This is a genomic window from Tissierella praeacuta (genome assembly GCF_040396155.1).
Lineage (GTDB): Bacteria > Bacillota > Clostridia > Tissierellales > Tissierellaceae > Tissierella > Tissierella praeacuta_A.
On the sequence record NZ_JBEBOY010000005.1, the window covers coordinates 26014 to 43139 of the forward strand.

Here is a 17126-nt window from a genome sequence, read left to right on the forward strand (position 1 = left end):
AATTAATTGTTCTTTTGTCTATAATTCATAATATTACATTTGTGTTAAAAAATCAACATGATATAATTAAAGAAAATATATTTTGGAGGTTATTATGACAGTTGTTGGGTTTATTACTGAATACAATCCCTTTCATTATGGGCATAAATACCACTTAGAACAATCTATCAAAAAAACCAGTGCAGATTTTTCTATAGCCATAATGAGCGGCTCATTTTTACAAAGAGGTGAACCTTCCTTTGTCGATAAATGGACTAAGGCTAAAATGGCAATAGATAATGGGGTAGATTTAATATTAGAATTACCCTTTATATTTTCATCCCAAAGTGCAGAATTATTCGCCTATGGTGGAATTAAGTTGATGGATAGCTTAAATATAGTAGATTATGTAGCCTTTGGCAGTGAATCAGGAGAACTAGAACCATTGATAAAAATATCATCTATACTATCAAATGAACCTGAGTATTATAAAGAAAGATTAAAACATCATTTATCTAATGGATTATCTTACTCAATATCAAGAAGTAATGCTTTGGAAGAATATATTAATATTATTTCCCCAAACAATCATTATGATTATAAAAAAATACTTAATAAATCTAATAATATATTAGGGATAGAGTATCTAAAGGCATTAATTAAAATTAATTCTAAAATAACTCCTGTAACAATAAAGCGTTCAGGCAATGATTATAATGATTTATATTTATCTGATGGTTTTGCCAGTGCAACTGCCATAAGAAATTTAATTAAAACTAAAAATTTAAACTATGTTAAAGATTTATTACCTATTGAAACATATTGTTGTTTAGAAGAATATTTAGGAAAATACAAGAGTTTTAATTATATAGAAAATTATAATCAAATTTTTCTATATCTTATTCGTACAATAAAAAAAAATAAAATCCAATCCCTAATAGACATTGAAAATGGACTTGAAAATAGAATAATTGATCAAGGATATAGAAACAATAATATCAAAGAAATAATTGATAATATTGTAACGAAGCGATATCCAAGAACTCGTATCCAGAGGTTATTCATTCATCTATTAACTCAACTTGATATAGATACTTTTAAAAGGCTGTACAGCTCTTATCCTTCTTATATTAGAGTCCTAGGTGCAAATAAAAATGGTTTAATTTTATTAAAGAAAATTAAAGAAAATTCTTCTTTACCTATTATAACAAAATTTGCTGATTATAAACACTTTAAAAACGAAGATTTAGAAGAAATACTTATGTTTGATAAAAAGGCTACAGATATCTTTTTTCTTGGATTAGATCCTTTAAATGCCATCTCAAACATGGATTATTATACTTCACCTTATATTAAATAATACATCATATTGTCCCCTTATAATTCATAATATGATTTATAGGGGGTGCAGACATGAAAACTATAAAAAGATATAGAAAATTTAATTCTAAGACATTGTTTTTAATAGTAATTATTATAGTCTTAGTAGGTATAATAGCTAATCCTAAACTTTCCTTAAAGAGTGCAGCATCTGGTATAACTATATGGTTTAATATTGTATTACCTTCTCTTTTACCTTTTTTTATTATATCCGAAATACTTATAGGATTAGGATTTGTTGATTTTGTCGGGAAACTATTGCAACCGTTAATGAAGCCATTATTTAATATGCCAGGGGAATCTGCTTTTCCATTGACAATGTCCTTATTATCCGGTTATCCCGTAGGTGCCAAAATAACTTCTAGATTAAGAGAAGAGAGGCTAATAACTAAAAATGAAGCAAACAGGTTAATATGTTTTACTAGTACCTCTGGTCCTCTTTTTATGTTGGGTGCAGTCAGTATTGGAATGTTAAATGATCCTAAAATTGCACCATTAATTATTGCTCCCCATTACCTATCTGTACTAATCTTAGGGTTATTTTTTAGTTTCTATAAATCAGGTAATAGAAGATTTCTTCCAATGGAAAAAAGAAATATATTAAAAGAAATCCAAGAATCCTATATTATATGGACAAAAACAAAAAAACCCCTAGGTCCTTTAATAACAAAATCCGTCAAAGAAAGTATGGACACTATAATATTAATAGGGGGTTTAGTAATATTCTACTCAGTATTAGTTGAAATATTATTTAGTATGAAACTTTTAGACAGACTTTTGTATTCTCTAAGTAATTTGCTGAATTTAGATTCCCAATTGATTAAAGGTACAATAATAGGTTTTTTTGAAATGACAATAGGTTGTAAGAATATTGCCATTTCAAATGCAAGTCTTATTAGCAAAATACTAGTAATTAATTTCGTAATCGGATGGAGCGGTTTTTCTGTCCATAGCCAAGCACTTAGCTTTATTAATAACACAGATATAAATAGTAGACTATATATTCTAGCAAAATTTTTCCACGGAATATTATCATCTATATTAGGATACATATTATATTTACTAAAATATCAAGAATATGTACAAACCACTTTCTATAATCCGATACCTTTTAATATACAATTTAATTTTCATAATTGGATTTCTCTATTGACTAGCTCAGCAAAACTTGTCCTAACCTTAAGTATATATATGTTTTTATCGTCTATAATTGTTTCATCAATATATAGAATATTTAAAAGGCTCAGTTAGAGCCTCTAAGTTCTTTTCGATTTTCATTTAATAATTGAATTAATTCCTTTAAGTTTTCTTGAGTTTCTTCTAGTAAACTATCAGCATATTCCATGGCACCAATTCTAATTTCTTTAGCATTAGACTGTGCTTTATTTATTATTTCTTCTGCCCTGGAACCTGCTTTTTTTGTAATTTCTTCTTGATCAACTAATTCTTCTAATCTATATTCAGCTTCTTTTAAAACCGTATCTGCATCTTTTTGAGCCTCAGCTAAAATTCTTTGCCTCTCATCTTTAATCCATGCTGCCTGTTTAATTTCATCTGGTAATTTAATTCTAACTTCTTTTAATATCTCTAAAATTTCAAATTTATCCACCATAACTTTCCCTGAGAAGGGTAAGCTTGTCCCTGCTTCTACAATATCTTCGATTTCATCAATTAATCTTAAGACCTCCATATATATTATATTCCTCCTCTAATTTTATTCTTTAAAGCTTGTTCAACAACTTCGGGAACAAAACAGGAAATATTTCCACCAAACATAGCTACTTCTTTAACAATGCTTGAACTTAAGTATGCATATTTACTACTAGATACCATAAAAAGGGTTTCAACTTCTCTATTTATCTTTTTATTAACTAATGCCATCTGCATTTCATATTCAAAATCTGAAACAGCCCTAAGTCCCCTGATCATAGTTGTACAATTTTTTTTCATTGCATAATCAGTGAGAAGTCCGGAAAAAGAATCTATTTCCACATTGGGAAACTCCTTTGTAACCTCTTTTAATAATTCAATTCTTTCTTCTAAAGAAAAAACACTCTTCTTAGATGGGTTATTTAATACTGCCACAACAAGATGTTCAACTTTTTTAGAAGCTCTCTCGATAATATCTAAATGACCATATGTAACTGGATCGAAGCTACCTGGATATATTGCCTTCATAAAATTTCCTCCCTATGTCTCTCTTTTATAAAATGATAAGGACTTACTGCCATATCTTCTAAAATCAGATTTAATAAATCCAAATAAATTATCTTCTAAATCTAATTCCTTTTCATGCTCTACTATTATCAAGCCATCTTTGGCTAAAATTTCTTCTTTATCAATGACTTCTAGAAGTTCTTCGACTAATCCTATTTGACGAAAAGGAGGATCCAAATAAATATAATTAAAAGTCAATTTTTTTGTACTAAATTTTAGCATTGCAGCTAAAATATCGGATTTAGTTACAATACTTTGTTCTAAAAATTTTGTATGATTTAAATTTTCATTTATAGTATTTATACTTTCAGTAGAGTTATCTACAAAATAGCAAGTCTTAGATCCCCTACTTAAAAATTCTATGCCTATAGAGCCAGAACCCCCAAATGCATCTAATACAATACTATCTTCATCTATATGACCTAATATATTAAATAAGGATTCCTTAGTTCTATCCTCTGTTGGTCTAACACTCATTCCTTTAGGTGCCTTTAATTTATGTCCTTTCTTCGAACCAGATATAACCCTCAAATATTTACCTCCTCACTTATATAAGTATTATTTTATCATATATTATGATTTTTAAAACAGAAATTAATTAAAAGTTAAAGATTCTTCAGAATTTGAAAACATGTTTTCTATCTTTTTCTTTAACTCACTATGTTCTTCCCACATTAAGTTTGAATCTTTGTTTATAATATTTATGCCTTCTTTTTGAGCAAGCTTTAAAATTTCCATATCAGTAAATAAATTTGCTACCTTTAATTCAGGTAATCCATGTTGCCTAGTTCCAAAAAACTCTCCAGGTCCTCTTAATTGCAAATCTTTTTCAGAAATTTTAAACCCATCAGTAGAACTTTGCAGTATTCTCATTCTCTCCCTAGATATTTGATTATTACTTTCATTTATCAATATACAATAGGATTGATATTCTCCTCTTCCTACTCTTCCCCTTAATTGGTGCAATTGAGCTAACCCAAACCTTTCTGCATTATAAATAACCATAATATTAGAATTTGGTACATTTACACCTACCTCGATAACTGTAGTAGATACTAATATGTCAATTTTATGCTCTTTAAATTCTTCCATAATTAAATCTTTTTCTTTAGGTCTCATTTTACCATGCAACAGTCCAAGATTAAATTCTTTGAATATATTATCTCTAAAATTTATATATAATTCCTCAGCTGCATTTAAATCTAAGGTTTCATTTTCTTCAATTAAAGGACATACTATATATGCCTGTCTTCCTTCTAAAATCTGTTTTCTAATAAATTTGTTAATCCTTTCTATCATTTCAGGACCAACTGCATATGTTTCAATTTCCTTTCTACCAGGAGGAAGTTCATCAATAATTGAAATATCTAAATCTCCATATAAAATAAGGGCTAAAGTCCTTGGAATAGGAGTTGCAGTCATAACTATTATATCAGGGTTATTACCTTTTTGGGATAAAATCGCTCTTTGCTTTACACCAAATCTATGCTGTTCATCAGTAATAGCCAAACCTAAGTTTTTAAATTCTACATTATCCTGAATTATAGCATGAGTTCCAATTAGTATATCTATTTTACCTTCTTTTAAATCTAATAATATTTCCTCTTTTGTTTTAGAAGAAATACTTCCAATTAATAATTCCGTCCTAATATTATATCCTGCAAAAAAATTACTTAATGACTCAAAATGCTGGCTTGCTAAGATTTCTGTAGGAGCCATCATTACAGCCTGATATCCAGATAATACTGCTTTAAACATTGCAAGAACTGCTACTACAGTTTTCCCTGAACCAACATCTCCTTGTACCAACCTGTTCATTTGAGTATCTTTTTCCATATCTATTTCAATTTCTTTAAAAACATTGATTTGCGCATTAGTAAGTTTAAAAGGCAATTTTTCAATAAATTTATCTATTTCTATAGTCTTATTAAATCTAACACCCTTATTATTGCTAAAATTTTTATTCTTAATAAGAAAAAGTCCCATTTGTAATGTTAGGAGTTCTTGGAAAGAAAGTCTTCTTTTAGCTTTTTCTAATAGAATATTATTTTTAGGAAAATGAATATTTGTAATAGCATCTTTAATGCCAATCAACTCATATTTATCCATTATTTCCTGAGGCAAAAACTCTACAATTTCATCAATATACTCACTAATAGAATAATTAATGATTTTTATTATTTCATTGTTAGTCAATCCTTCTGTTAAAGAATATATTGGTGTTATTCTGCCTACTTTATCCATAGTACCTGATTTTTCAAAGATAGGATTCATTATTTGAATCTCCATACCCGCTTTATTGATCTTACCATTTACTATTATTTTTTCTCCAATTACAAACTTGTTTTTTAAATATTCTTGGTTAAACCATACCAAATAGGCATTATAAGAGCTATCTCTAACAGGAATTTTTACAATAGATAAATTCCTCCTCGGTCTTAATACAATAGCCTTACCAATTACCTCAACCTCTAAACTTACTTTTTCTCCTAATTGACATTCTCTCAATGTCTTAAACTTCGATCTATCATCATAATCCCTAGGAACAAAATATATTAAATCCTCTATAGTATTTATATTTAATCTTCTCAATCTAGAAGCTCTTTTAGGACCTACACCTTTTAAATATTGAATATTTGCGGATAATGATTTCATATATAATCACCCCCTAATTAATAATATCAAAAAACCCCACCAAAGGGTAGGGTTTTATTCTACAGAAAATATATAATAATATATAGGCTGACCGCCAAATACCAATTCTATATCTATATCATTATATAAACTAGATAATTCATCTTCTAATTCCTTAGCTAACTTTTCATCTAAATCGCTTCCGTATAAAATTGTAATCAATGAAGTATCGCCATCAACCATATTATCTAACAATTTCACAGCAACTTCATTTATATCTTTACCATTTGATACTATCTGGCCTTCAGCAATTCCAATAATATCATCTTTATATATCTTTGTATCATTTAATTCTGTATCTCTAACAGAATAAGTAACTTGACCTGTTTTAACAAAGGTTATTGCTTCCTTCATATCATCTATATTTTCCTCTAGTGGTTTTGATTCATCAAAAGCAAGTAATGCAGCAATTCCCTGAGGTATGGTCTTAGAAGGAATAACTATTACATTCCTAGAACTAAGCTCCTTAGTTTGCTCTGCCGTTAAAATAATATTGCTATTGTTAGGAAGTATAAATACATTCTTACCTAATGTATTATCAATTGCATTAAGTATATCTTCTGTGCTTGGGTTCATTGTTTGCCCACCAGAAACCAATACATCTACATTAAGACCTTTAAATACTTCATCAATTCCTTCTCCGATGGATATTGCAACAAAAGAATATTCCTTTTCCAACTTTTTATTTTCTTCATCATTAGACTTTGATAATTCCGATTTTAATAAAATTTCCTCATGCTGATATCTCATATTATCAATTTTTATATCTGTTAACTCTCCAATACTAAGTGCCTTTTCAAGTACCACTCCAGGATTATTTGTGTGAACATGGACTTTGATTAGTCCTTCTCCACCTACTACCATTAAAGAATCTCCTTGTGTAGATAATTCATTTCTAAAGGAATCTATTTCTTTATAATTAGTATTTACTATGAACTCTGTACAATAACCATATTTAATATCATCAGTATCTATATGTTCTTGTTGATGCTTTGGCTCAGCTTTCTTCTCTTCCATTTTAATTTCAACAGTTTCTATACCTGCCAATGCATTATAAGCACCCATTAAGACGTAAATTAAGCCTTTACCTCCAGCATCTACAACCCCAGCCTGCTTTAAAACCGGAAGCATCTCTGGAGTTTTATTGAGAGTTAACTCTCCATGATTTATTACCTTTTTAAGAAAAACTAAAATATCCTTCTCTTCTCTACAGATAGAAATAGCATATTCTCCACATTCTCTAGCTACAGTTAAAATGGTTCCCTCTGTTGGTTTCATAACTGCCTTATATGCCGTCTCAGCAGCCTGTTTAAATCCTTCGGCAAGTATTTTAGTATCAGCAGTATCATTTCCATCTAAACCATTTGCAAACCCACGAAAAAGCTGGGATAAAATAACGCCAGAATTGCCCCTAGCTCCCATCAAAGATCCATGTGAGGTAGCTAATGCTATTTTAGATACATTATCTTCATCAAGGTTAAGTCCTTGTTTTATAGCAGAATTTACTGTAAGGGACATATTTGTACCTGTATCTCCATCAGGAACAGGAAAAACATTTAAGGAGTTTACCTCCTCTTTATTATCTTCTAGGAACTTTGCTGCACCAGCTAAGGCTTTTTTTAGCATTGCCCCATCTAGAATCTCAATTTTCAATTATAGTACCTCCTCAAACTACTTTTCAACTCTTATTCCTTGTACATGTACATTTATTTTGTCTATTTTTAGACCAGTTAAATTTTCAACGTTAAACTTAACCCTTTCAATTATATTTTCAGCAACTACAGATATCCTTACTCCGTATTCCAATATAACATGTAAATCAATAGTTAATTTTTCATCTTTTGTATATACCTTAATGCCTTTAGATAAATAATCCCATTTTAACAACTCAAATAATCCATCTGTAGCATTCTTAGAAGCCATACCTACTATACCGTAACTCTCCATAGCAGATATACCTGCAAGAGTAGCTATTACATTGTCATCTATGCTAATTGTTCCATATTCAGTATTTGTTTTGGCTGGCATATATAATCGCCTCCTTATTTTCAATATACCATATTCTATATTTTACCCTAAATATTAAAATAGTTCAACTAAATCCTATGATTATAATAAAGATAATAATACATTTTGGTTGCATTTTTACTAATTATTGTGTTAGAATATAATGTGTTATTATTGAAATGTAGAAAATATACTTTAAAGTATTTTCAGTAGTAGATTAAGGAGGTGTTTTTCATGTCGAAGGTTTGTGAAATCTGTGGTAAGGGAAAAGTATTTGGTAACAAAGTTACTTTCTCAAATAAAAAGAATTCAAGAAGTTGGTCACCTAATATTAGATCTGTTAGAGCTGTTGTTAATGGTGGAACTAAAAAAATTAATGTATGTACTAGATGTTTAAGATCTGGATATGTTGAAAGAGCACTATAATTACAAAATAAAATAAGGCTTCCATGCACAAATGGTAAGCCTTATTTTATTTTTAATATCAATGCCCCCATTACAAGTAGCCCTATTCCAATTAATATCAGAACCGCCTCTATAGGTATAAATTTTATAATTATTAGAAATCCAACAGCTGCCAAAGTTATACCTATTATTTTTTTCATCTTCCTCATATACCTATAGCAAAACCTCTTCATATTTAACACCCCTACAATACTTTATTATATTGTATTCTAAATATGAAAAATGGTTACAAAAAAAGCTTAGGATAATTGCCCTAAGCCTAGTCCTTTGAAACAAATACTAATGCCCTTCCATTATGAATTTTAATTATTCCAACACTGTCTACAATTTCATTACTAATGCCATAAGTAGAGCCAAACTTAATAAATTCATTATCTAGATTATAGAAAAAACCATTTAAGGATATATTTATTCCTTCTTCTACTATAGGTATAATAGAAATATAGTGATTTTCTAAACGTGGCAATTCTAAATGACCATCTGTTAAGTAAATAATATTATTATCATCTACTATTTTTCCTTTAATCCCTTTATCATATAAAACATTTAGTAAAAGTATATTTGCCATTGTATGGTCTTGTCTAGTTCCTGTTACTCCCATAAGTACAATCTCTTTGCATCCTTTATCTATTAAATATTCCATTGCAAGGCCAGTATCAGTTGCATCTTTAATAGATGGATATTTTTTTACAGGTATATCATTATCCTTTATATATTCTAATGAAATTTGGTTAATGGAATCTAGGTCTCCTATAACTAAATCTGGTTTTCTATTAATTTTTATTAGATGGTTCATCCCTCCATCTGCACATATAATAAAATCTACTTGTTTAACTATCGACTCTAATCTACTATAATCTGTTATAGTACCACTAGATACAATTAATCCTTTCATACACCCATCCCTTTTCTAATTTGCTTTTATAGCTTTTTGCAATGGTTTCCATATTAAAAATAATATAATTGTAGAAATTATAAACTCAGGCACTAGATAACTTGCTTGATATCCTAAAGAATAAATCCAAGGATTTTTATCTCCAGCATATTCCTTGAAAAAAATTACTCCTGCAAGCAAGTGACATATAAATCTTCCTCCTATGGCTAAAGCTGTTGATAAAGCAATATTTAAATAATATTTTAATTTTGAATCATTATTATCCCATTTAGATAATAGTCCTGCAAATCCTAGGAAACCAAAAGCCACAAGATATTCTAATACGGCTTGTGTTGGTGAAAATATCCATGCCCCTAATATAATTTTCAAAACTCCAAAAACAATACCAGCAATCATTCCTGGTCCTACTCCCCAACGCATTGCAAATAATAATATAGGTATCATACTTCCAGCAGTTACAGAACCACCTTGTGGTGCCTGATAAATCTTTATTCTGCTTAGTACAATAGCTAAAGCTAACATAATACCAGCCTCTACAATCATTTTAGTACTCCATTTTTTCATAAAAAACTCCTCCTTTAAATTAATAAACCCATTGCCAGCCTAGGCAATGGGTATTCAAAGGCTAATACACACACTTGCCTACGCTAGCATTACCTAGTTCAGGTCAATAAGGGTCGGGATAATAAATCCTCTCTCAGCCATTTGGCTCCCCTAGTGTTAAATCTTTATTCTTTAATTACTTTCATTATAACATAGATTTTTTAATTTACAACCTCTTAAATTCCTTTGTTCTATATTCTATATCTTCTGCTCCAAATATATCTGATCCTGCTACTAATAAATCAGCTCCGCAGTCTAATATCTCTTTTGCATTACCTAGCTTTACTCCACCGTCTACTTCAATGATAGTGTTTAAATTTCTATCATCAATCATTTTTCTTAGTCTTTTTATCTTATCTTTCATAGTTTCAATAAAGGATTGTCCCCCAAATCCAGGATTAACTGTCATTATAAGAACTAAATCTACATCTCCTAATATATATTCTATATTTTCCAATGGAGTAGCAGGATTTAAGGATACACCTGCCATAATACCATGAGATTTTATCTCCTGTATAGTTCTATGAAGATGTATAGTTGCTTCCTCATGAACAGTTAATAGATCAGCACCTGCTTCAACAAAATCCTTAATATATCTTTCTGGTCTATCTATCATTAAATGTACATCAAAAGGAATTTTCACAGCTTTCCTTAATTTTTTAATTACTGGAGGTCCAAAAGTAATATTAGGTACATATATACCATCCATTACATCTAAATGAAGATAGTCGGCACCACCATTTTCTATTTTTTTTATTTCTTCTTTTAAATTAGTAAAATCTGCTGAAAGCAATGAAGGCGCAATCTTAGCCATATTAGTACCTCCTAATTTTTTTTATTTCTTCGAGGAAAAGTAAATAGTTATCATATCTTTCCTTATGAATATTTCCTTCTTCCACTTGCCTCTTTACCTCGCAATCTGGTTCGTTTACATGTAAACAACTAATAAACTTACATTTATCCCCATATTTATATATCTCTTTAAAGTAATCCTTTAGATCTATTTCCTCTTCAATAAAATCTATATTTAAAGAGCTAAATCCTGGGGAGTCAAGAACAAAAGCATTATCATGTAATTCCAGAAGTTCTACATGCCTAGTAGTATGTTTACCCCTTTTAGTCTTAGAACTTATATCACCAGTTTCCAATTTGAAGTTTTCGTTAACTTCATTTAAAAGAGATGATTTTCCAACACCTGAAGGGCCAGCAAAAACCGATATATTATCATTCAAAAGCTCCTTCAATTCATCAATATCCTTACCTTCTACTACACTAGTATTAATAACTTTATACCCTATTTTCTCATATATAGTTTTAAACTTTAATGCCTTTTCTGGGGCTAAATCGGATTTATTTATACAAATTATAATATCTAGATTCTCATGTTCCGCCATTATAAGAAACCTGTCTAATAACCAAGAATTAATATCTGGTTTTTTTATACTCATGACTATTATGGCTTGAGTAATATTTGCTACTGGAGGTCTTAAAAGCTTAGATGTCCTAGGGTATATTTCCTCAATATACCCTTTGTTATCTTCAGCACTTATTCTAATTCTCACCTTATCTCCTACAAGGGGAGTCAGTTTCTCTTCTCTAAAGACACCTCTTGCCCTACATTCTACTATATCTGATTCTGTTCTTACATAGTAAAATCCACCAATACCTTTAACTATTATCCCATTTATCATAAAAGCCCCCTATTCGTTTTTAGGTTGTCTCTTTTTAAATTCATCATTATAGTATATTTCAAACACTGAACCTTTTTTCCCATTGAATGTCTTATAAAATGGTTCCTCAGTAGCCTTATGTGTTTTATCATATACTACTTCACTTACACCATCTTGAATCTTTATTATTTTAATTCTCGTTTCTTCTACATCTGGTTGAGGAGTTATTAAAAATGTTATTGGTCCTTCTTTATCTTCATTATTATTACTATTATTATTTTCTTCATTGTTATTTTCTTGACTTGGTCCACTACTTACATATAGATCAACAGCTGTATCTGTTTCTAGTTCAGTACCTGGATCATAACTTTGCCAAGTTACTATATCTTTCCCCACATCTTCACTTGGTTGAGGTATTACATCTCCTACTTTAAGCCCTGCTTCAAATATTTTATTTTTAGCTTTCTCAATATTATCTCCTCTTACATTTGGCATAATTGTAAGTTTTACTTCTTTTCCTTGACTTATTACTAGATTTACTATAGTTCCCGGTTCAACACTATCGCCACTATCTGGAGTTTGACGAATAACTATATTTTCAGATACTGTATCTGAATTTTCATAATCAGTTCTAATAAGTAAATCAGCTTCTGCAGCTAGTTCTTTTGCCCTATCTAAATCATTATTTACAAAACTAGGAACTTTTACTAAATTAGCTCCCTCACTTACTGTAACTATAATGGTAAAATCTTTTTTTACTTTGCTGCCTTCAGGTTCATTTTGAGTAATAACTTTTCCAGCTCCAAATTCATTACTCTTCACTCTAGATTCAACTTCAAAATTCAAACCAAGATCTCGAATCATTTTTTCAGCTACTTCTTCTTGCTCTCCAACTATTTTAGGAACAGTAATTTCATCTCCAGCAGCAAAATAACTTTTTAATTTAAAATAACCTAAAGCTAAACTTGTAGCTAATAAAAATGCTAAAAAAATTCCTAAAAAAATAATTTTTCCGCTGCCATCTTTCTTTTTCATGCTTTTTTTATTTTTTACTTTCCTTTTGCTTTTCACAGTTTCATCATCCTCTACATCAACTATAGGAATTATCTTAGTATGAGAATCATAGTTGTCCATATTATCAAATCCAAACTCGTTTGGATTTCCTCTTAATTTTCTTAAATCCTTTATTAATTCAGTAATATTTGTATATCTATCTGCTTGCCTTTTTTGTACACATTTTAAAATAATATTTTCAAACCCTACTGGTATTTCACTATTTAATTCTCTTGGAGGTTTAATATCCTCCTGTACATGTTTTAAGGCGACTGTTATCGGACTTTCACCTTGATAAGGTAGTTTCCCTGTAAGCATTTCATACATAACTATACCAAGAGAATAGATATCTGATTTCTCATCAGTATATCCTCCTCTAGCTTGCTCTGGAGAAAAATAATGAACAGAGCCTAATACATTGGATGTTGTAGTTACAGTTGAACTTGTTGCTGCTCTAGCAATACCAAAATCTGTAACCTTAACTCTATTATCATCAGTAATCATAATATTATGAGGTTTTATATCTCTATGAACTAAATGGTTTTTATGGGCATGTTGTAAAGCTTCTGCAATTTGATAAGAATAATCCAGAGAATCCTCTATGGATAATTTACCCTTTTCATTTATAATCTCTTTTAATGTCTTACCTTTTATATATTCCATTACAATATAATGGATTTGATTGTCTCCGTCACTTTCAACACCAACATCATAAATATTGACTATATTTGGATGTGAAAGACTAGCAGCAGCTTGAGATTCCCTCCTAAATTTCCTAACAAATTCTTCATCATTTACAAACTCATCCCTTAAAACCTTTACAGCCACAAATCTATCTAAAAGCTGACATTTTGCCTTATATACTAAGGCCATGCCTCCTCCGCCAATCTGCTCTATTATTTCATATCTTCCGCCTAAAATCTTGCCTATCATCTTTTCACCTCATCTAATTAAATTTAATAGCAACTATGGTAATATTGTCAAATCCACCATTATTATTAGCCATACCTGCTAAAGTTTCACAGGATTTTTGAATATCATCTTCTCCAATGAAAGCATTTTTAATTTCAAATTCTTTTAACATATTAGAAAGGCCATCACTACACAATAACAATATGTCATTTTTATGGTATTCTTTAATTACTAAATCCATTTCTATAATACTACTGGAACCAACGGCTCTAGTTATCATATTTCTCTTCGGATGAGTTTTTGCCTCTTCCTTTGTTATACTTCCAGTCTTTAAAAGTTCATTTACAAATGAGTGATCTTCAGTTATTTGAAATATATCTCCCTCTCTAATTAAATAGGCTCTACTATCTCCTACATGTCCTATACAAATTTTATCCTTAAATATATAGGCTAAAGTTATAGTTGTACCCATGCCATTATATTTTTCATCTACAAGGGATTTTAAATATATTTTTGTATTTGCTTCCTCTATTGATTCTTTAATTAATTTCATTATTATTTCTTCATTTACAAGATTAGGTTTTTCTCTTAAAAAGTTATTTTCAATAATATTCTTTGCCATAAGGCTGGCAACCTCTCCTGCTTTATGGCCTCCCATTCCATCGGCTACCATATATAAAGGAAAAGATGCATCTTGAGATGCATAAAAAACATCTTGGTTATTCTCTCTAATCTTACCTATGTCAGAAATCGAACCAATGACCATAATACCACCTCTTAAAATCTTTTATTATCATTACCTTGAGTAACAGCACGCCTAAGCTGTCCACATGAAGCACTAATATCTCCACCCATTTCTCGCCTTATGGTAACAGCAATATTAGCATTACTTAAGATTTTTTGTACTCTTTCTATATTTTTTCTACTTGGCCTGTCCTTGTTAAATTCTCGAATCGGATTTAATGGAATTAAATTAATATGGCATTTTAATCCTTCAAGAATTTTAATTAGTTCTTTTATATCTGCATCTCTATCATTTATATTATCAATTAAAGTATATTCGAAAGTAATTCGTCTTTTAGTCTTTTCTGAATAAGATCTACATGCCTTTATCAATTCCTCTATGGAATATCTATTAGCAATAGGCATTATTCTTTTTCTTTCACTATCAAAGGGCGAATGTAATGATATGGACAAAGTTATCGGTATATCTTTTTTAGCCAAATCATAAATCCTTGGAACAACTCCACAAGTGGACAAAGTAATATTTCTAAGACTAATATTATGCCCCTTCTCATCATGAATAATATCAATAAACTTCATAGTATTATCATAGTTATCCAGTGGCTCTCCACTTCCCATTAGCACAATGTTTGAAATGTCTTTTCCCAAATCCTTTTCCATCATATAAATTTGATTTGCCATTTCTGCTGGGGTTAAGTCCCTTATTAATCCTTCTTTAGTAGAAGCACAGAAGGAACATCCCATCTTACATCCCACCTGAGTAGATATGCAAGCTGTTAATCCATGATTATACTCCATAGCTACAGATTCAATAATATTCATATCATCTAATAAAAATAAATATTTTTTAGTATTATCAATCTTTGAGGTAAAAACTTTATAAATATCTATTTTATTAACCTTTGCATTTTCTAATAAGTATTTTCTCAGGTTCTCAGGTAATATTTTTAAATCTTCAATATCTGCTTTTTTATTTCTATGAAAGTATGAAAAAGCCTGTTCTCCTCTAAAAGCTTTTTCTTCTATTGAAATCATATACTCTTTTAGTTCTTTTAAAGTTAAACTATTTAATTCAATTTTATTCAATTAATCACCCCAATACCATCCTAATATAATATTATACATAATTATTAAATATATATCTATCTTTCTTTCATTATTTTTGCAATATAAAAACCATCAGTATTGTGAATATGAGGAAATAATTGGATATAACCTTGGTTTAAGGTATCTACATTTTTACAATTAGATACTTTATCTTCAATACTAATTAATTTAAAGTTTTCATTTTCATCTAAAAATCTGTTTATTATATTAATATTTTCATCATCTTCTATGGTACAAGTACTATAAACTAGTATTCCTCCTACCTTTAAATAGTCCTTTACATTATTTAAAATAGTATATTGCAATTTTGCTAATTCTAATATATCCTCTTCTTTCCTATTAAGCTTAATATCTGGCTTTCTTCTAATTAAACCTAAGCCAGAGCATGGAGCATCTAATAACAAATAATCTGCTATACCTATTAAAGATTCATCTCTCTTAGTAGCATCTGAAATAGAAGCTTCAATAATATTAATTCCAAGTCTTTTTGCATTTTCCTCAATAAGCCTAATCTTATGATCATAAATATCTTGACCTAGTACCCTTCCTTTATTATTCATTATTTGTGCTAAATGGGTAGACTTGCCTCCAGGAGCACTACAACAGTCAATAATTGTACTTCCTTCTATAGGATCCATAATTTGTCCTACAAGGGTACTACTTTCATCTTGAATAATAAAATGGCCTTCTTTAAACTCTTGAAGTTCAGTTATTCTAATAGGATTTTCAACAATTAAAGAATCATAAGCATAATTAGTATCTTTAACTACAAATCCACAATCTATTAGCTTATCCTTTAATTTATCTTTATTAGTCTTTAAAGTATTTATTCTTATATTTAACTTAGGTGATTCATTATTCTTTCTACAAAGCTCTTCAGTAAAATCATCACCATACTTTTCTATCCATCTTTTTACCATCCATTTTGGATGAGAGTATTTTATTGAAATATAATCAATTTTATTTTTAGCTTGGATTTTTGCAAATTCATCTTTATTTCTACTTATATTTCTTAAAATGCCATTTACAAATCCAATAGTTCCTCTATGACCATGTTTTTTCGCTAGATTAACAGATTCATTAACGGCTGCACTAGGAGGTATTCTATCCATGAATATAAGCTGATAGACTCCAATTTCAAGTATAATTAAAATAACCTCATGAATTTTCTTTAGTTTTATCTTCGATGCTTTTGATATTATATAATCTATATAAATATGATTTTCTAAAACACCATATACTATTTCCCTAATTAAACCTTCTTCTTTATGATTTAAGTTTTCCATTGATTTTAAATGATTTTTTACAGCTACATTAGAAAAAGCTCCATTTATAAAAATATCACATAATATATTTAACGCTATTTCCCTAGCAGATAACTCCATCTTAACACCTCTATA

Annotated in this window: 18 protein-coding genes and 1 riboswitch; of the genes, 3 read left to right on the forward strand and 15 right to left on the reverse strand. The window is 29.5% G+C overall.

Going from position 1 to position 17126, the window contains the following annotated elements:
- Nucleotides 1-94: 94 nt before the first annotated feature.
- Together ABWP20_RS03815 and spoVV are read left to right on the forward strand one after the other, a co-directional pair.
- A complete protein-coding gene (locus tag ABWP20_RS03815; protein WP_353093905.1) occupies nucleotides 95-1339 on the forward strand; it encodes a nucleotidyltransferase in 1245 nt (414 codons plus the stop codon).
- Nucleotides 1340-1392: 53 nt separating this feature from the next.
- Nucleotides 1393-2610: a dipicolinic acid transporter SpoVV gene (gene spoVV, locus ABWP20_RS03820; RefSeq protein WP_353093907.1), complete on the forward strand. Its 1218-nt coding sequence runs from the start codon at nucleotides 1393-1395 to the stop codon at nucleotides 2608-2610.
- Here the strand turns inward: spoVV and ABWP20_RS03825 are convergent.
- The 6 genes from ABWP20_RS03825 to ABWP20_RS03850 all read right to left on the reverse strand — a co-directional run bounded on the left by ABWP20_RS03825 (nucleotide 2603) and on the right by ABWP20_RS03850 (nucleotide 8298).
- Nucleotides 2603-3049, reverse strand: coding sequence for an ATPase (locus tag ABWP20_RS03825; protein WP_353093909.1), 447 nt, complete (start codon nucleotides 3047-3049; stop codon nucleotides 2603-2605). The genes spoVV and ABWP20_RS03825 overlap by 8 nt on opposite strands.
- Before the next feature lie 5 nt (nucleotides 3050-3054).
- Entirely contained in the window at nucleotides 3055-3537 is a 483-nt protein-coding gene (gene coaD / locus ABWP20_RS03830; protein ID WP_353093911.1) for a pantetheine-phosphate adenylyltransferase, read from the reverse strand.
- 12 nt (nucleotides 3538-3549) lie between these two features.
- On the reverse strand, nucleotides 3550-4107 hold the full coding sequence (rsmD, locus tag ABWP20_RS03835; protein ID WP_353093913.1) for a 16S rRNA (guanine(966)-N(2))-methyltransferase RsmD: 558 nt from the start codon (nucleotides 4105-4107) through the stop codon (nucleotides 3550-3552).
- Between the two features lie 63 nt (nucleotides 4108-4170).
- Nucleotides 4171-6231 carry an ATP-dependent DNA helicase RecG gene (gene recG / locus ABWP20_RS03840; protein ID WP_353093915.1) on the reverse strand — a complete coding sequence of 687 codons (2061 nt, stop codon included), beginning with the start codon at nucleotides 6229-6231 and terminating at the stop codon, nucleotides 4171-4173.
- Nucleotides 6232-6285: 54 nt separating this feature from the next.
- Nucleotides 6286-7923: a DAK2 domain-containing protein gene (locus ABWP20_RS03845; RefSeq protein ID WP_353093917.1), complete on the reverse strand. Its 1638-nt coding sequence runs from the start codon at nucleotides 7921-7923 to the stop codon at nucleotides 6286-6288.
- 18 nt (nucleotides 7924-7941) lie between these two features.
- Nucleotides 7942-8298 (reverse strand): Asp23/Gls24 family envelope stress response protein, encoded by a 357-nt coding sequence (locus ABWP20_RS03850; RefSeq protein WP_353093919.1) that lies wholly within the window; start codon nucleotides 8296-8298, stop codon nucleotides 7942-7944.
- Nucleotides 8299-8511: 213 nt separating this feature from the next.
- Here ABWP20_RS03850 and rpmB point away from each other — a divergent pair, with 213 nt between their 5' ends.
- Nucleotides 8512-8703: a 50S ribosomal protein L28 gene (gene rpmB / locus ABWP20_RS03855; protein WP_353093921.1), complete on the forward strand. Its 192-nt coding sequence runs from the start codon at nucleotides 8512-8514 to the stop codon at nucleotides 8701-8703.
- A 41-nt stretch (nucleotides 8704-8744) separates the two neighbouring features.
- On the opposite strand, the gene ABWP20_RS03860 is transcribed toward rpmB, so the two are convergent.
- The 9 genes from ABWP20_RS03860 to rsmB form a co-directional block, all read right to left on the reverse strand.
- Nucleotides 8745-8915 (reverse strand): hypothetical protein, encoded by a 171-nt coding sequence (locus ABWP20_RS03860; RefSeq protein ID WP_353093923.1) that lies wholly within the window; start codon nucleotides 8913-8915, stop codon nucleotides 8745-8747.
- A gap of 86 nt (nucleotides 8916-9001) precedes the next feature.
- Entirely contained in the window at nucleotides 9002-9637 is a 636-nt protein-coding gene (locus tag ABWP20_RS03865; RefSeq protein WP_353093925.1) for a thiamine diphosphokinase, read from the reverse strand.
- A 15-nt stretch (nucleotides 9638-9652) separates the two neighbouring features.
- Nucleotides 9653-10201 carry an energy-coupled thiamine transporter ThiT gene (thiT, locus tag ABWP20_RS03870; RefSeq protein WP_353093927.1) on the reverse strand — a complete coding sequence of 183 codons (549 nt, stop codon included), beginning with the start codon at nucleotides 10199-10201 and terminating at the stop codon, nucleotides 9653-9655.
- Between the two features lie 58 nt (nucleotides 10202-10259).
- A riboswitch (TPP riboswitch) is annotated at nucleotides 10260-10363 on the reverse strand.
- Between the two features lie 43 nt (nucleotides 10364-10406).
- A complete protein-coding gene (gene rpe, locus ABWP20_RS03875) occupies nucleotides 10407-11054 on the reverse strand; it encodes a ribulose-phosphate 3-epimerase (protein WP_353093929.1) in 648 nt (215 codons plus the stop codon).
- Nucleotide 11055: 1 nt separating this feature from the next.
- The gene (gene rsgA / locus ABWP20_RS03880; RefSeq protein ID WP_353093931.1) at nucleotides 11056-11931 is read right to left on the reverse strand and encodes a ribosome small subunit-dependent GTPase A; all 876 of its coding nucleotides are present in this window, start codon (nucleotides 11929-11931) and stop codon (nucleotides 11056-11058) included.
- Nucleotides 11932-11940: 9 nt separating this feature from the next.
- Nucleotides 11941-13896: a Stk1 family PASTA domain-containing Ser/Thr kinase gene (gene pknB / locus ABWP20_RS03885; RefSeq protein WP_353093933.1), complete on the reverse strand. Its 1956-nt coding sequence runs from the start codon at nucleotides 13894-13896 to the stop codon at nucleotides 11941-11943.
- Between the two features lie 13 nt (nucleotides 13897-13909).
- On the reverse strand, nucleotides 13910-14641 hold the full coding sequence (locus ABWP20_RS03890; RefSeq protein WP_353093935.1) for a Stp1/IreP family PP2C-type Ser/Thr phosphatase: 732 nt from the start codon (nucleotides 14639-14641) through the stop codon (nucleotides 13910-13912).
- Nucleotides 14642-14652: 11 nt separating this feature from the next.
- Nucleotides 14653-15705, reverse strand: a complete 1053-nt coding sequence (rlmN, locus tag ABWP20_RS03895; RefSeq protein WP_353093937.1) for a dual-specificity RNA methyltransferase RlmN — start codon at nucleotides 15703-15705, stop codon at nucleotides 14653-14655.
- 56 nt (nucleotides 15706-15761) lie between these two features.
- Complete coding sequence (gene rsmB, locus ABWP20_RS03900) at nucleotides 15762-17111, reverse strand: 16S rRNA (cytosine(967)-C(5))-methyltransferase RsmB (RefSeq protein WP_353093939.1); 1350 nt, start codon at nucleotides 17109-17111, stop codon at nucleotides 15762-15764.
- Nucleotides 17112-17126 lie beyond the last annotated feature (15 nt).

Excerpts from the sequence above, each read along its gene's own strand:
- ABWP20_RS03815 (WP_353093905.1), top strand. The coding sequence starts at position 95 with ATGACAGTTGTTGGGTTTATTACTGAATACAATCCCTTTCATTATGGG.
- rsgA (WP_353093931.1), bottom strand. The coding sequence starts at position 11,931 with ATGATAAATGGGATAATAGTTAAAGGTATTGGTGGATTTTACTATGTA.
- recG (WP_353093915.1), bottom strand. The coding sequence starts at position 6,231 with ATGAAATCATTATCCGCAAATATTCAATATTTAAAAGGTGTAGGTCCT.
- thiT (WP_353093927.1), bottom strand. The coding sequence starts at position 10,201 with ATGAAAAAATGGAGTACTAAAATGATTGTAGAGGCTGGTATTATGTTA.
- ABWP20_RS03825 (WP_353093909.1), bottom strand. The coding sequence starts at position 3,049 with ATGGAGGTCTTAAGATTAATTGATGAAATCGAAGATATTGTAGAAGCA.
- pknB (WP_353093933.1), bottom strand. The coding sequence starts at position 13,896 with ATGATAGGCAAGATTTTAGGCGGAAGATATGAAATAATAGAGCAGATT.
- coaD (WP_353093911.1), bottom strand. The coding sequence starts at position 3,537 with ATGAAGGCAATATATCCAGGTAGCTTCGATCCAGTTACATATGGTCAT.
- rsmB (WP_353093939.1), bottom strand. The coding sequence starts at position 17,111 with ATGGAGTTATCTGCTAGGGAAATAGCGTTAAATATATTATGTGATATT.
- spoVV (WP_353093907.1), top strand. The coding sequence starts at position 1,393 with ATGAAAACTATAAAAAGATATAGAAAATTTAATTCTAAGACATTGTTT.
- rpmB (WP_353093921.1), top strand. The coding sequence starts at position 8,512 with ATGTCGAAGGTTTGTGAAATCTGTGGTAAGGGAAAAGTATTTGGTAAC.
- ABWP20_RS03850 (WP_353093919.1), bottom strand. The coding sequence starts at position 8,298 with ATGCCAGCCAAAACAAATACTGAATATGGAACAATTAGCATAGATGAC.
- ABWP20_RS03865 (WP_353093925.1), bottom strand. The coding sequence starts at position 9,637 with ATGAAAGGATTAATTGTATCTAGTGGTACTATAACAGATTATAGTAGA.
- ABWP20_RS03890 (WP_353093935.1), bottom strand. The coding sequence starts at position 14,641 with ATGGTCATTGGTTCGATTTCTGACATAGGTAAGATTAGAGAGAATAAC.
- ABWP20_RS03860 (WP_353093923.1), bottom strand. The coding sequence starts at position 8,915 with ATGAAGAGGTTTTGCTATAGGTATATGAGGAAGATGAAAAAAATAATA.
- rpe (WP_353093929.1), bottom strand. The coding sequence starts at position 11,054 with ATGGCTAAGATTGCGCCTTCATTGCTTTCAGCAGATTTTACTAATTTA.